At 60.9% G+C, this 14472-nt stretch carries 15 protein-coding genes; 7 read left to right on the top strand and 8 right to left on the bottom strand.

Annotated features, from left to right (window positions below; translation table 11 throughout):
- Window positions 1-137: 137 nt before the first annotated feature.
- Window positions 138-1706, top strand: coding sequence for a SulP family inorganic anion transporter (locus ACYZTL_RS15395; RefSeq protein ID WP_461952509.1), 1569 nt, complete (start codon window positions 138-140; stop codon window positions 1704-1706).
- 114 nt (window positions 1707-1820) lie between these two features.
- Here the strand turns inward: ACYZTL_RS15395 and aroE are convergent, their stop codons facing one another.
- Window positions 1821-2642: a shikimate dehydrogenase gene (gene aroE / locus ACYZTL_RS15400; protein ID WP_461952510.1), complete on the bottom strand. Its 822-nt coding sequence runs from the start codon at window positions 2640-2642 to the stop codon at window positions 1821-1823.
- A 13-nt stretch (window positions 2643-2655) separates the two neighbouring features.
- Complete coding sequence (gene hemF, locus ACYZTL_RS15405; protein ID WP_461952511.1) at window positions 2656-3570, bottom strand: oxygen-dependent coproporphyrinogen oxidase; 915 nt, start codon at window positions 3568-3570, stop codon at window positions 2656-2658.
- 180 nt (window positions 3571-3750) lie between these two features.
- Between hemF and ACYZTL_RS15410 the strand changes: the two genes are divergently transcribed.
- Entirely contained in the window at window positions 3751-4728 is a 978-nt protein-coding gene (locus ACYZTL_RS15410; protein WP_461952512.1) for an NADPH:quinone reductase, read from the top strand.
- A gap of 116 nt (window positions 4729-4844) precedes the next feature.
- On the opposite strand, the gene ACYZTL_RS15415 is transcribed toward ACYZTL_RS15410, so the two are convergent.
- From ACYZTL_RS15415 to ACYZTL_RS15425, 3 genes are all read right to left on the bottom strand, one after another.
- The gene (locus tag ACYZTL_RS15415; RefSeq protein WP_461952513.1) at window positions 4845-5402 is read right to left on the bottom strand and encodes an L-threonylcarbamoyladenylate synthase; all 558 of its coding nucleotides are present in this window, start codon (window positions 5400-5402) and stop codon (window positions 4845-4847) included.
- A 54-nt stretch (window positions 5403-5456) separates the two neighbouring features.
- Window positions 5457-6557, bottom strand: a complete 1101-nt coding sequence (gene dprA, locus ACYZTL_RS15420; protein WP_461952514.1) for a DNA-processing protein DprA — start codon at window positions 6555-6557, stop codon at window positions 5457-5459.
- Between the two features lie 79 nt (window positions 6558-6636).
- On the bottom strand, window positions 6637-7662 hold the full coding sequence (locus tag ACYZTL_RS15425) for a LysM peptidoglycan-binding domain-containing protein (protein WP_461952515.1): 1026 nt from the start codon (window positions 7660-7662) through the stop codon (window positions 6637-6639).
- A gap of 172 nt (window positions 7663-7834) precedes the next feature.
- Between ACYZTL_RS15425 and def the strand changes: the two genes are divergently transcribed.
- The 5 genes from def to ACYZTL_RS15450 all read left to right on the top strand — a co-directional run bounded on the left by def (window position 7835) and on the right by ACYZTL_RS15450 (window position 12565).
- Entirely contained in the window at window positions 7835-8341 is a 507-nt protein-coding gene (gene def / locus ACYZTL_RS15430; protein WP_461952516.1) for a peptide deformylase, read from the top strand.
- Window positions 8342-8398: 57 nt separating this feature from the next.
- Window positions 8399-9358 (top strand): methionyl-tRNA formyltransferase, encoded by a 960-nt coding sequence (gene fmt / locus ACYZTL_RS15435; protein ID WP_461952517.1) that lies wholly within the window; start codon window positions 8399-8401, stop codon window positions 9356-9358.
- Entirely contained in the window at window positions 9355-10665 is a 1311-nt protein-coding gene (gene rsmB, locus ACYZTL_RS15440) for a 16S rRNA (cytosine(967)-C(5))-methyltransferase RsmB (protein ID WP_461952518.1), read from the top strand. Before fmt ends, rsmB begins: the two co-directional genes overlap by 4 nt.
- A gap of 23 nt (window positions 10666-10688) precedes the next feature.
- Window positions 10689-12062, top strand: coding sequence for a Trk system potassium transporter TrkA (trkA, locus tag ACYZTL_RS15445; protein ID WP_461952519.1), 1374 nt, complete (start codon window positions 10689-10691; stop codon window positions 12060-12062).
- 188 nt (window positions 12063-12250) lie between these two features.
- Complete coding sequence (locus tag ACYZTL_RS15450; protein ID WP_461952520.1) at window positions 12251-12565, top strand: tetratricopeptide repeat protein; 315 nt, start codon at window positions 12251-12253, stop codon at window positions 12563-12565.
- On the opposite strand, the gene ACYZTL_RS15455 is transcribed toward ACYZTL_RS15450, so the two are convergent.
- From ACYZTL_RS15455 to tag, 3 genes are all read right to left on the bottom strand, one after another.
- Entirely contained in the window at window positions 12566-12805 is a 240-nt protein-coding gene (locus tag ACYZTL_RS15455; protein ID WP_461952521.1) for a PilZ domain-containing protein, read from the bottom strand.
- 163 nt (window positions 12806-12968) lie between these two features.
- Window positions 12969-13856, bottom strand: coding sequence for a lysophospholipid acyltransferase (locus ACYZTL_RS15460; protein ID WP_461952522.1), 888 nt, complete (start codon window positions 13854-13856; stop codon window positions 12969-12971).
- 40 nt (window positions 13857-13896) lie between these two features.
- Window positions 13897-14454 carry a DNA-3-methyladenine glycosylase I gene (gene tag, locus ACYZTL_RS15465; RefSeq protein WP_461952523.1) on the bottom strand — a complete coding sequence of 186 codons (558 nt, stop codon included), beginning with the start codon at window positions 14452-14454 and terminating at the stop codon, window positions 13897-13899.
- Window positions 14455-14472 lie beyond the last annotated feature (18 nt).

The following is a 14472-nucleotide window of genomic DNA, read 5'->3' on the forward strand; positions in this document are numbered from 1 at the left end:
TCCCCGTTGGGCTGCGAAGCGGCCCTAAACACCGGCAATCGAAACGACTGCTGCGCAGCCGAACGGGGATGAATCCCCTCGCCACAATGATCGCGTCGTGCTGATACCCTTGCGCAAATTTCCACCCGAGAGGCCCCATGGCCCTTCCCAGCCGCCATTCACTCTTCCCTTTCCTCCGTTGGTTGCCCCGGCAGACCCGCGCCAGCGTCGGTCGTGATTTGATTGTCGGTCTCAGCGGCGCCATTCTCGCGTTGCCGCAATCCATTGCCTACGCGCTGATCGCCGGTCTCCCACCGGAATACGGCTTGTACGCCGCAATCATCCCGGTGCTGATCGCCTGCCTCTGGGGTTCGTCGTGGCATCTGATCTGCGGTCCTACGGCGGCCATTTCAATCGTCCTGTACGCCAGCGTCAGTCCTCTGGCCGTTCCCGCGTCCAAGGACTACATCACGCTGATCCTGCTTCTGACGCTCCTCGCCGGCATTTTCCAGTGGCTGCTGGGTTTGCTGCGATTCGGCGCCCTGGTGAATTTCGTCTCTCACTCGGTGGTGCTCGGGTTCACTCTCGGAGCAGCGGTGGTAATTGCCATCGGTCAAATGCCCAACCTGCTGGGGCTGGACTTGCCCAATCAGGCGACAGCACTGGGCAGCTTTACGATCTTGTTCCAACATCTCGGCGAGGTAGACCAACCCTCTCTGGCGCTGGGCCTGGCGACTGTCGCGGTCGGAATCGTGCTGAAACTGCTGCTGCCGCGCTGGCCAACCCTGTTGATCACCCTGGTCCTGAGCGGATTGCTGGTGTGGCTTTGGCCATCGATGTTTGGCCATGTGAGTCTGGTCAGCGCATTTGTCGGGCGCCTGCCGCCCTTCAGTCCGTTGCCGCTGGATCTGGACATGATTTTGCGCCTGCTGCCCAGTGCCGTGGCGGTCGGGATGCTCGGGCTGGTGACGAGTCTGTCGATTGCCCGTTCCTTGTCGGCTCGCTCGCAGCAGTTGCTCGATGCGAATCAGGAAGTCCGCGCCCAGGGCTTTTCGAACATTGTCGGTGCGTTTTTTTCCGGTTCGCTGTCAGCCGGATCCTTCACACGCTCGGGACTGAGCTACGAAGCGGGTGCCTGCTCGCCGCTGGCGGGCGTTTTTTCGGCGTTGTGGGTGGCGCTGTTCGCGATCTTCGGTGCCCATCTGATTGCGCATATTCCGATCCCGGCCATGGCCGGCAGCATTCTGTTGATCGCCTGGGGATTGGTGGACCATCGCGGCATTCGCGCGTTGCTGCGGGTCAGCCGCGCCGAGTTCGTGGTGATGGCGCTGACCTGCGTCGCCACGCTGTTGCTGGAGTTGCAGACGGCGATCTATGCCGGTGTTTTGGCGTCGCTATTCTTCTACCTCAAGCGCACTTCACAACCGCGCGTGCAGCATTGGCGCGACGGCGATGAAGACATCCTCCGGGTCGGCGGTTCAATCTTCTTCGGCGCCAGCCATTACCTGCAGGTGCGTCTGCAGCGGATGCACGGCGCGCGCGTGGTGATCGAGGCGCAGCACATCAACTTCATCGACTATTCGGGTGTGGAAATGCTGCACCAGGAAGCGCGACGGCTGCGCAAGCAGGATCGCAGCCTGACCTTGCGCGGCGCGCGGGCGCCGGTGGTGGAGGAATTGAGGAAACTGGAAGGGGCGGAGAAATGCCCGATACGATTCGAAGATTGACACCAAACCTGTAGGAGCGAGCTTGCTCGCGATGGTCGTGAACGCTAATGCGTAAAACCAGATACCCAGCGGCGTTCTTGGGTTTTTCGCGAGCGAGCTCGCTCCTACAGGAGGTTATGAGGCCAGTTGGCGACGAAGTTCGGCCAGCACCGGCGCGGTGTCCGGGCGCACGCCGCGCCACAGGAAGAAGGCTTCTGCCGCTTGTTCAGCGAGCATCCCCAGTCCATCCATCGACACTGCCGCGCCGTGCTCCGTAGCCCAACGGCAGAACGAGGTCGGCTCCTTGCCGTACATCATGTCGTAGCAAACGGTCTTGCCCGATTCGATCAGGCTGCCGGCAATCGGCGGTACATCTCCTGTCAGGCTGGCGGACGTCGCGTTGATGATCAGGTCCACCGACTCCTGCAGCCAATCGAAACCACTGGCGGACACCGGCCCCAGATCAGCGAACAACTCCGCCAGCAACTCGGCTTTTTCCACCGTGCGATTGGCGATGATCACCGAGGCCGGCTGTTCCGCCAACAGTGGCTCCAGCGCACCGCGCACAGCACCGCCGGCACCCAGCAGAAGAATGCGTTTGCCCTTGAGGCTGAAACCGGCGTTGACCGTCAGGTCGCGCACTAGCCCGGCGCCATCGGTGTTGTCGCCCAGCAACGTGCCATCGGCGAGTTTGCTCAGGGTATTCACCGCGCCGGCCCGCTGCGCTCGCGCCGTCAAACTGTGCGCCAGACGGAACGCCTCTTCCTTGAACGGCACCGTCACATTCGCCCCGCGACCTTCAAGGAAAAACGCCCGGGCGAAGTCGGAAAAGTCGTCGAGCGGCGCCAGCGAAGTGCTGTAGTCGAGTTGCTGAGCGGTTTGCTCGGCAAACAAACGATGAATCAGCGGCGACTTGCTGTGGCCAATCGGGTTACCGAATACGACGTAACGGTCCATCAGGATTCCTCGTTCAGGCCTTGGCCAACCAATCGCGATCTTGCAGGAAGTACTCGGTCAGGCGCGCTTCTTCGCTGCCCGGTTTGGCTTTCCAGTCATAGCTCCAGCGAACTTGTGGCGGCAGTGACATGAGGATCGACTCGGTACGCCCGCCCGATTGCAGTCCGAACAGCGTGCCACGGTCATAAACCAGGTTGAACTCGACGTAACGGCCACGGCGGAACTCCTGGAATTCGCGCTGTTTGGCGGTGAACGCATCATTCTTGCGACGCTGTACGATTGGCAAGTAAGCGTCGATGTAGGCATCACCGATGGCGCGCATGAAGGCGAAGCTGGTGTCGAAATCCCACTCGTTTAAATCATCGAAGAACAGTCCGCCAATGCCGCGCGGTTCGTGACGATGCTTGATGTGGAAGTAGCTGTCGCACCAGGCTTTGTAACGCGAGTAGACGTCCGGACCGAACGGCGCGCAGGCCTGCTCGGCGACACGGTGCCAGTGCACGCAGTCTTCTTCATTGCCGTAATACGGAGTCAGGTCGAAGCCGCCGCCGAACCACCAGACCGGCTCTTCACCTTCTTTTTCAGCGATGAAAAAGCGCACGTTGGCGTGGGAAGTCGGCACATGCGGGTTGTGCGGATGAATCACCAACGACACGCCCAAGGCCTCGAAACCACGCCCAGCCAGTTCCGGTCGATGGGCGCTGGCGGACGGTGGGAGACCGCTACCGAAGACGTGGGAAAAGTTGACGCCGCCCTTTTCGATGACAGCACCGTTCTCGATCACTCGCGTGCGACCGCCACCGCCGGCAGGCCGGGTCCAGGCGTCTTCGACGAACTGCGTGCCGCCGTCTTCGGTTTCCAGGGCGGCGCAAATGCGGTCTTGCAGGTCGAGCAGGTAGGCTTTTACGGCCTCGGTGCGGGTCGTCATGTCATCACCTTGAATCGGGCAAAACTACGCGGCGCTCCATTGGAGCAGGGGGCCGGCGCAAATGGGCGCGTAGCATAACATCGCAGGTGGGCCTGCCGCAGTTGACGAAGATCAAGCTTAGGAGTCCGATAGCGAGCTTGGCGCTACAACTCCAGTAGCTAAGACCTAAGGAGAGTTCTGATGGCAAAGCGTATCCAGTTTCGCGCCCATGGCGGCCCCGAAGTGCTCGAGTATGTGGATTACCAGCCCGCCGAGCCCGGCCCGCAGCAAGTCCGCGTGACCAACAAGGTCATTGGCCTGAACTTCATCGACACCTATTTCCGCAGCGGCCTCTATCCGCCGCCAGCCTTGCCGTCGGGCCTGGGCGCTGAAGGTGCGGGCATCGTCGAGGCGGTGGGCAGTGAAGTCACCCGCTTCAAGGTCGGCGACCGCGTGGCTTACGGCAGCGGCCCGTTGGGCGCTTACAGTGAAGTTCACGTGTTGCCGGAGGCCAATCTGGTGCATCTGCCGGACGCCATCAGCTTCGAACAAGCGGCCGGGGTGATGCTCAAGGGCCTGACCGTGCAGTACCTGCTGCGTCAGACCTATGAACTCAAGGGTGGCGAAACCATTCTGTTTCACGCCGCTGCCGGCGGTGTCGGTTCCCTGGCCTGCCAATGGGCCAAGGCGTTGGGCGTGAAGTTGATCGGCACGGTCAGCTCGCCGGAGAAAGCCGCGCTGGCAAAGGCCAACGGTGCGTGGGCGACCATCGACTACAGCCATGAAAACGTCGCACAACGGGTACTGGAATTGACTGACGGGAAGAAAGTCCCGGTGGTGTACGACGGCGTTGGCAAGGATACCTGGCTGACGTCGCTGGATAGCGCGGCACCTCGGGGCCTGGTGGTAAGTTTCGGCAATGCGTCGGGTGCAGTGGACGGGGTGAACCTGGGGATTTTGTCGGCGAAAGGCTCGTTGTACGTCACCCGGCCGACGCTGGCGACTTACGCCAACAACGCCGAGAACCTGCAGCGGATGGCGGATGAGCTGTTTGAGATGATCATCAGCGGGAAGTTGAAGGTGGATATCAGCCAGAAGTATCCACTGGCTGAAGCGGCGAAGGCGCAGACCGAGTTGTCGGCGCGGCGTACCACTGGCTCGACTGTTTTGTTGCCTTGAGGGCCTCTTCGCGAGCAAGCCCGCTCCCACATTTGATCGTTGTCGAACACAAAATCTGCGTTCGCATAAGATCTAATGTGGGAGCGGGCTTGCTCGCGAAGAACGATGACTCGGTCTCAATCCGGGCGGATGACATTACCGGTCGCCAGATCCCGAATCACGCTCGGATTCTTGCGCCCGCCGAGGTTGCCGCCCAGGATCAAATCAACCTGCCCACGGAAATACTGCTCCACGCGAATCCGCGTCCGCGCCGCCGGCCGTCCCTGCGGGTTGGCCGACGTCGAAACCAGCGGCCCGACCACTGCGCACAAATCCCGCACCAACGGGTGATCGCTGACCCGTAACGCCACCGTCTCGTGCACACCGGTGATCCACTGCGGCAGCAGATTCTGATGCGGCACCAGCCAGGTATTCGGCCCCGGCCAGGTGCTGGCCATGCGATCCATCCACAGTTCAGGGAAGTCTTCGAAGAGAAAATCGAACTGGCGAATGTTGTCGGCGACCAGAATCAGGCCCTTGTCCACCGACCGGCCCTTGAGCAGCAGCAGACGTTCTACCGCTGCTTCGTCCCACGGGTCGCAACCCAGGCCCCAGACCGCCTCGGTTGGATAGGCAATCACCGCCCCTGCGCGAATGGCTTGCGCGGCTTGTTGCACACGCCAACTGTTGACCATGAAAAACTCTCCGGAATAAGGCTCTGCGCAGTTTACCGATCTTCCTTATAAAACCTAGCTCACCCGCGCAAACCAGCGCCCGCTTTCGCAGACCGCCCGGCCCTCCATTTCCAGTTCCGTCAATGCCGCCAGCACTTTGGGCAGAGCCCAGCCGCTGGAGACGGACAACGTTTCACTGGTGTGCGGCGCCGCATGCAGCAGCATGAGCAGGGGATGAGTCACGGTCGGCGTCTCCATCGACAACGGCAACTGTTGCCAACCGCGCAAGGCTTCAAGGATATGTTCAATAGTTTCCACCAGCATCGCGCCGTCGCGAATCAGCTGATGACAGCCCTTGGCACCGGGATGATGAATCGACCCCGGAATCGCATACACCTCGCGACCTTGCTCCGCCGCCAGCCTCGCGGTGATCAATGAACCACTGGCGACACTGGCCTCCACCACCAGCACGCCGAGGGACAAACCGCTGATGATCCGGTTGCGCCGGGGAAAGTTGCTGGCGGTGGGCCCCGCGTCCAGCGGGAACTCGGAAAGCACCACACTGCCCGACGCAATCATGGCGTCCGCCAGCCTCCGGTTGCGCTGTGGATAAAATTTTTCAAGTCCCGTGCCAAGTACACCGACCGTTCGCCCGCCAACGTCCAAAGCGGCTTGATGCGCGGCGGCATCGATGCCTAGCGCCAGACCGCTGGTGATGACAAAACCGGCGCTGGCCAGACTCCGGGAAAACGCAGCAGCGGTGTCCATACCGGGCCGCGAGGCGCGACGACTGCCGACCATTGCCAGCTGCGGGTTTTCCAGAATGCCCGGATCGCCCTCCGCGAATAACAGCGGTGGCGCATCACTGATTTCCGCCAGCAATGCCGGATACTCAGGCTGGTCCCACATCAGTAAATGCTGGCCCGGACGCTCTAGCCAGGCCAACGCGTGGCTGGCGCCATCGCGAATTTCACTTGAGCGCCTGGCCTCCGAGCAAGCGATCGGCAGGCCCAATGCACGCCAGGCACTGGCCGGCGCGCTGATGGCTTTGGACGCCGAGCCAAAGGCCTCAAGCAACTTTTTGAAACGGGCAGGGCCGAGCTCCGGTAAACGATGCAGGCGTAAACGGGCTTCCAGTTCCGCCGGGGAAACGGGTGTAACAGCAGACAGCGACATGGATCATCCTTGATCGTTATAAACCCCGTTCAAACGGGAATAAGCTGTGGATAACTCTGTTGGTAACTTGTGGAGCAGGCTAAGGATTTCGCACCTTGTCCATCACCGCCAACGAACGCGATGCGTTGAGTACCAGCCCGTAACTGAGCTTGTCGTAGGTGCGAAAAACCATCAGCAAACCGGCGCGTTCATCCGGAATCTTCAGCGGTTGGCCGGTGATCCGGTCACGCACGGTTTCGCCGGTTTTCATCACCACCAGCACGTTGCCTTCGGCCAGACCGTCGCGATGTCCCTTGTTCAGCGTGACGACGTCCATCGCGCCAATTTGGGTAACCCCGCGCGGCACGTCGATGATCAGCCCGTTGATGTCGGTCGTTGGCGCACTGGGCATGAAGGTCGAGTTGATTGATCGCTCTTCACTGCTGAACAAACGGTCGCCAAGACGTACTTCCTGAGTCGTGCGCTGCAGGGCGAGGGTGGCGACATCGCCTTCAGTGGCGACAATTTCGCCGCCGCCGACGTCGTCCGCGTTGATCCCCAAAAACTCTTTGCTGTAGGGATCGGTGTAGACCTTGCCTTGGCGGAAGATGCCGTAAACCGGCTGGTTGGCGTCGAATTGGCCACGGGCGAAGATGCGGTCACCGGTGCCACTGAGCACCCGTTCGGCATCGCCCGCGACGATGTAAGGCGCCCTGTCGAAATCCTCCACCTTGTCGACGATGCGGTTGCTCAACAGGAAGCTGTTGATCGCTCGCAGTGGAATACTCGGGATGGCGTCCGCCACCGGCGAGCTGCGCACCCGTGGCGAGAGCTTGATAGTGCCCCGGGATACCCCGCGATTGAGGGTCAGACGCGGCTGGCCATTGACGTAGACCAGCGACAGCACATCGCCGGGGTAGATGAGATTGGGGTTCTGGATCTGCGGATTGGCCTGCCAGAGCTCAGGCCATTTCCACGGTTCACGGAGGAATTTTCCGGAGATGTCCCAGAGTGTGTCGCCTGCGACAACCGTGTATTGCTGTGGAAAACCTTCCCTGAGTTGCACTTGCCCGTGCGCGAAACCGGCCGAAGCCAGAAGGAGCAGGGCGAGTAGTGATTTCCTCATGCGGTGAATCCCTTTATTATGTGCGTTCGCGTGAAACGCCTGAGCCCTCGTGGCTCGCTCCCGACTCTTTACTGAAAAGAAAAGGAAGCTACGCTTCACAACGGTAGCCTGCATCTCCGGACCTGCCAGGCCATCGACCCGACTTTACTTCACACGTGCAGCAAATAAGCTTATGGCCATTTTAGACATCCTCGAATTTCCCGACTCGCGCCTGCGCACTATCGCCAAACCAGTGGCCGTAGTGGACGACGAAGTGCGCCAGTTGGTCGATGATATGTTTGAAACAATGTATGAAGCGCCAGGCATCGGCCTCGCCGCGACCCAGGTCAACGTGCACAAACGTATCGTCGTGATGGACCTCTCCGAAGACCGCAGCGAACCGCGCGTGTTCATCAACCCCGAGTTCGAGCCCCTGACCGACGAGATGGAGCAATACCAGGAAGGCTGCCTCTCGGTGCCGGGCTTCTACGAAAACGTCGATCGCCCGCAGAAGGTCAAGGTCAAGGCCCTGGACCGCGACGGCCAACCCTACGAACTGATCGCCGAAGGCCTGCTCGCCGTGTGCATCCAGCACGAATGCGACCACCTCAACGGCAAATTGTTCGTCGACTACCTGTCCAGCCTCAAACGCGACCGAATCAAGAAGAAACTGGAAAAGCTCCATCGCCAGAACGCTTGATGCCCTCCTTTCAAAGGCTTGCTGCGGCAAGCCTTTTTCTTTTCAGAGATTGCTCCCATGACTGAGCCACTGCGCATCGTCTTTGCCGGCACCCCGGAATTCGCCGCCGAACACCTCAAGGCCCTGCTCGACAGCCCTTACGAGATCGTCGCGGTCTACACCCAGCCGGACCGTCCGGCGGGCCGCGGGCAAAAGTTGATGCCGAGCCCGGTCAAGCAGTTGGCACTGGAAAACAACATCCCGGTCTTGCAACCGCCAACCCTGCGCAACGAAGACGCTCAGGCTGAACTGGCCGCGCTGAAGCCGGATTTGCTGGTGGTAGTCGCCTATGGCCTGATCCTGCCGCAAGTGGTGCTCGATATCCCGCGCCTGGGCTGCATCAACAGCCACGCGTCGTTGCTGCCACGCTGGCGCGGTGCGGCGCCGATCCAGCGTGCCGTCGAAGCCGGCGACAGCGAAAGCGGTGTCACCGTGATGCGCATGGAACTGGGCCTCGACACCGGGCCGATGCTGCTGAAAGTCACTACACCGATCAGCGCTGAAGACACCGGCGGCAGTCTCCATGACCGTCTGGCGGAAATCGGTCCACCCGCCGTGATTCAAGCCATCGCCGGCCTCGCCGTCGGCACGCTGGAAGGTGAAGTGCAGGACGATAGTCTCGCCACATACGCACACAAACTGAACAAGGACGAAGCGCGCATCGACTGGAACCGCCCGGCCATTGAGCTGGAACGTCTGGTTCGTGCCTTCAACCCATGGCCGATCACCCACAGCACGCTGAACGGCGAAGCCCTGAAAGTGCTGGCCGCGAGCCTCTCCGAAGGTAAAGGCGCGCCAGGGGAAATCCTCAGCGCCAGCAAGGACGGCTTGATCGTCGCCTGCGGTGAGCAAGCGCTGTGTCTGACTCGTCTGCAATTGCCCGGCGGCAAAGCGCTGAACTTCAGCGATTTGTTCAACAGCCGTCGTGAGAAATTTGCCGTCGGCACCGTCCTCGGTCAAACGGCGGACGCTCAATGAATCCACGTCTGGCCGCCGCCAAGGCACTTGCTGCAGTCCTTAACGGAAAAGCCTCACTCAACAGTTCGCTGCCGACACAAATGGACAAGGTTGAAGACCGCGATCGCGGCTTCACTCAGGACCTGGCGTTCGGCACGGCTCGCTGGCAACCGCGTTTGTCGGCCCTGGCGGCCAAGTTGCTGCAGAAACCATTCAAGGCTGCGGACGCCGATGTCGAGGCGCTGTTGCTGGTCGGCCTCTACCAACTGCTTTACACCCGCGTTCCGGCCCATGCCGCCATCGGCGAGACCGTCGGTTGCGCCGAGAAGCTGAAAAAACCGTGGGCCAAAGCCTTGCTCAACGCCGTGTTGCGCCGCGCCCAGCGTGAAAGCGAAGCGCTGCTGGCCGAGCTGGAACATGACCCGGTGGTCCGCACGGCGCACCCGCGCTGGCTGCAAAAATCCCTGAAGGCCTTCTGGCCTGAGCAGTGGGAAGCCATTTGCGCGGCGAACAACGCGCATCCACCGATGATTCTGCGGGTCAACCGTCGTCATCACACTCGCGATGCCTACTTGGGGCTGCTGACCGAGGCGGGCATCGCCGCCACGCCGTGTGTCTACAGCCAGGACGGCATCATTCTCGACGCCGCTGCCGACGTGCGCAGCTTGCCGGGCTTCGCAGAAGGCTGGATCAGCGTGCAGGACGAAGCGGCGCAACTGGCCGCTGATCTGCTCGATCTGGCGCCGGGCCAACGGGTGCTCGACGCGTGCTGCGCGCCGGGCGGCAAGACTTGCCACATCCTTGAAGCCGAACCTGCACTGGCCGGCGTCGTCGCCGTGGATCTGGAAGCCAAGCGTCTGGTGCGCGTACGGGAAAACCTCGCACGCCTGGGCCTGAGCGCCGAACTGATCGCCGCCGACGGCCGTGACACTGCCACCTGGTGGGATGGAAAGCCGTTTCAACGCATCCTGCTCGACGCGCCGTGCTCGGCCACTGGTGTGATTCGTCGTCACCCGGACATCAAGTTGACTCGGCAACCGGATGACATCGTTGCGCTGGCGGTCCTTCAGGGCGAATTGCTCGACGCCATGTGGATAACTCTGGAAGTCGGCGGAATCCTGCTGTACGCCACGTGCTCAACGCTGCCGACCGAGAACACCGAAGTCATCGAAGCCTTCCTCGCCCGCACGCCGGGCGCTCGTGAACTGGACCTCGCCACGACGGCGGGCATCAAGCAGCCCCACGGTCGCCAGTTGCTGGCTCAGGAAGGCGGCCACGACGGGTTCTACTACGCCAAGCTGATCAAGATCGCCGCAGCGCGCGGTTAACCGGATTTCAAGGGAGTGACTGGATGAAAATCATCATCCTCGGCGCAGGGCAGGTCGGCGGTTCGCTGGCGGAACACTTGGCCAGCGAGGCCAACGACATCACCGTGGTCGACACTGACGGCGAACGCCTGCGCGACCTCGGCGATCGGCTCGACATCCGCACCGTGCAGGGCCGCGGCTCGCTGCCGACGGTGCTGCGTCAGGCCGGCGCGGACGATGCCGACATGCTGGTGGCGGTGACCAACAGTGATGAAACCAACATGGTCGCCTGTCAGGTCGCCCACACCCTGTTCCACACACCGACGAAAATCGCCCGAGTCCGCGAAGCGGCGTACCTGACGCGCTCCGAGCTGTTCGATAACGAAGCGATTCCCGTGGATGTGCTGATCAGCCCGGAACAAGTGGTCACCAACTACATCAAGCGCCTGATCCAGCATCCGGGGGCGTTGCAAGTGATCGACTTCGCCGAAGGCAAAGCGCAACTGGTGGCGGTGAAGGCGTACTACGGCGGACCGCTGGTGGGCCAGCAACTGCGCCAGTTGCGCGAACACATGCCGAACGTCGAAACCCGCGTTGCCGCGATTTTCCGACGTGACCGGCCGATCCTGCCTCAGGGCGATACGGTGATCGAGGCCGACGATGAAGTGTTTTTCATCGCCGCCAAGGCGAATATTCGCGCCGTGATGAGCGAAATGCGCCGTCTTGACGAGAGCTACAAGCGCATCGTTATCGCCGGTGGCGGGCAGATCGGCGAGCGCCTGGCCGAGGCCATCGAAAGCCGCTATCAGGTGAAGATCATCGAGATGAACCCGGCCCGCTGCCGCCATCTCTCGGACACCCTCGACAGCACCGTGGTGTTGCAGGGCAGCGCCTCGGACCGCGACTTGCTGATGGAAGAGAACATCGCCGACGCCGATATCTTCCTCGCCCTGACCAACGACGACGAAGCCAACATCATGTCGTCGCTGCTGGCCAAGCGCCTGGGCGCGAAGAAGGTGATGACCATCATCAACAACCCGGCGTACGTTGACCTGATCCAGGGCGGCGACATCGACATCGCCATCAGCCCGCAACTGGCGACCATCGGCACCTTGCTGGCTCACGTACGGCGCGGCGATATCGTCAGCGTGCACTCACTGCGCCGTGGCGCGGCGGAGGCCATCGAGGCGATTGCCCATGGTGATTCGAAGTCGAGCAAGGTGATTGGCAAGGCCATCGAGAATATCGGTTTGCCACCGGGTACCACGATTGGGGCGATCATTCGTGATGAAGAAGTAATCATTGCCCACGATGACACGGTGATCGCGGCCGGCGACCATGTGATTCTGTTCCTTGTGGATAAGAAGCATATACGGGATGTGGAGAAGCTGTTTCATGTGGGACTCAGCTTCTTCTGATCCGGATTTTTCGGTGATCAGACTGGCCTCTACGCGGGCAAGCCCGCTCCCACAGTTAATCCAGTGAGCATAAGATTTGTGCACGGCCGAGAACCTGTGGGAGCGGCGGTGCGACGATTCGACTTGCCCGCGAAAGCGATCTCAAGAACACAGAGCTGTCCCTGAACAACTTTGATAAGGAATCCACCATGATCGAATCCCTGGAAAAAATGCTCGCCAAGGGTGTGGATAACTCATTGCTGCGCTTCGGCCTGGGTAAGGGTTATCTGGATCTTGGGGATAACACCAAGGCCGCCGAGCATTTCCAGCGTTGCGTCGAGTTCGATCCGAAGTATTCGGCGGCCTGGAAACTGCTGGGCAAGGCGCATCTGGCACTGGCTGACTATCCGGCCGCGCGTCAGGCGTGGGAACAGGGTCTGGAAGCCGCCCGTGTTCACGGCGACAAGCAGGCGGAGAAGGAGATGACGGTGTTTCTGAAGAAACTTGAGCGTCAGGCGCACTGATCAGAGGTAGCGCAGGCCAATGCCTTCTGCGTCCACCAGCACCACTTCCATGAGCACACGCGGCGCGCCTTTGGGTAAATCCTGCACCTGACCATATACCACCGTGCCTTTCGGCAACGCAGTCAAGCCCGGATGCTTGACGTAGACACCCGTGGTCGAAAGATTGCGGGTCTGGCCAAGGTATTCGCCAAAGCTCTCATGACTGATCTTGATGCGTAGCGATTTGCGGTGTTCGGACATCTTCTGCGCCCTTTTCTGAACCGTTGTGGATAACTGTAGGAGCGAGCTTACTCGCGATGGTCTTCAACGAAAACGCGTGTTTACTGGCTAAACACGGCGCTCTTGAGTCCATCGCGAGCAAGCTCGCTCCTACACAAGTTATCCACAGATCATGCCAATCACCTCAATACCAGCGCGCTTCACCCGGCGGGCGCTTCTTGAAGCGTTTCATGCTCCACATGTACTGGCTCGGATACGCCCTCACGTAGCGCTCGACCACCTTGCTCATGGCCGCGCACGACGTCTCGGTATCGGTGCTGTACATGGCCTCTGGCGCGGCTTCGAGGATCACTTTGTAACCCGAACCGTCCGGCAGGCGCAGGGCGTGCAGGAACACGCCGACTGCTTTGCCGCCGGCCAACATGTTCGGCACGAACTTGCTGGTCAGCGCCTGGGTGGCGAAGAACGGCACGAAGATCCCGGCGGATTCGGACGGTTCCGGGTCAGCGGGAATGCCCACTGCACCACCTTTGCGCACTTCCTTGATGACACTGAGGATGCCTTCCTTGGTGGAGGCGGCAACCTTGTTGCCCAGTTGCACCCGCTGCTTGCGCAGTAATTCATCTACCGCCTTCAACTTCGGCGGACGATAGAAAATGATCGGTTTGCACTGGCTGCAATAGAAGTGGTTCAACACTTCCCAGTTACCCAGGTGACTGGTGATGCCGACGACACCTTTGCCGGAGGCGAGGGCATCTTTCAAGACGTCGAGCCCTTCGACTTCGCGCACCAGGTCGATGGAACGCTGCGCCGGCCAGATCCACGCGCAGGCGCTTTCGGTCAGGGACTTGCCGATGTCTTTCAGGCTCTGGCCCACCAGACGCTCGCGCTCGGCAGGGTTCATCTCGGGAAAGCACTTGGCGAGGTTGATCCGCACCACGTCGCGGGAACGGTTAGGGGTTTTCCACATCACCCAGCCAATCGCCGAGCCCACCACCTGCACTGCCCACCACGGTAGCAGAGCAAACAGCCGCAGAGCGCCTACCAGCAAGGCGCCTTTCAACTTATCCACAGGTCACTCCTGATTTTGTGCTGTGCGCAAGGCGGCTATTCTAACCGCCGTTTGCAAGGGCCGCGTAACGATCACAATCCTGAGTGTGGTCCATGACCATCCCCGAGGCCTGCATCAACGCGTAGCAAATAGTTGGACCGACGAAGGTGAAACCCGCCTTTTTCAGGCCTATGCTCATTTCCACAGCGACCGGCGTGACCGCCGGCACTTCGGTACGATCCTTGAAATGATTGATAACCGGTTGGCCACCAACGAAGGACCAGAGAAACTTCACCGGGTCCTCGAGCGCCAGCCAGGCCTGGGCATTGCGCCTGGCCGCGTTGAGTTTGAGGCGATTGCGAATAATGCCGGGATCGAGCATCAATTCATCGATTTCGGCGTCGCTCATCTGCGCCACGCGCTGTACGTCGAAGCCGAACAGCACCTCGCGATATCGTTCACGTTTACGCAACACCGTGATCCAGGAGAGACCAGCCTGGAACCCTTCGAGCAAAAGCAACTCGAACAATCCCTGCGCATCCCGTAGCGGCGTGCCCCACTCCTGGTCGTGATAAGCCATGTACAACGGATCTTCGGAACACCAAAAGCAGCGTGGCATAAGGCTCCAGGGGGCGTG

This window comes from Pseudomonas sp. LB3P81, from assembly GCF_054897965.1.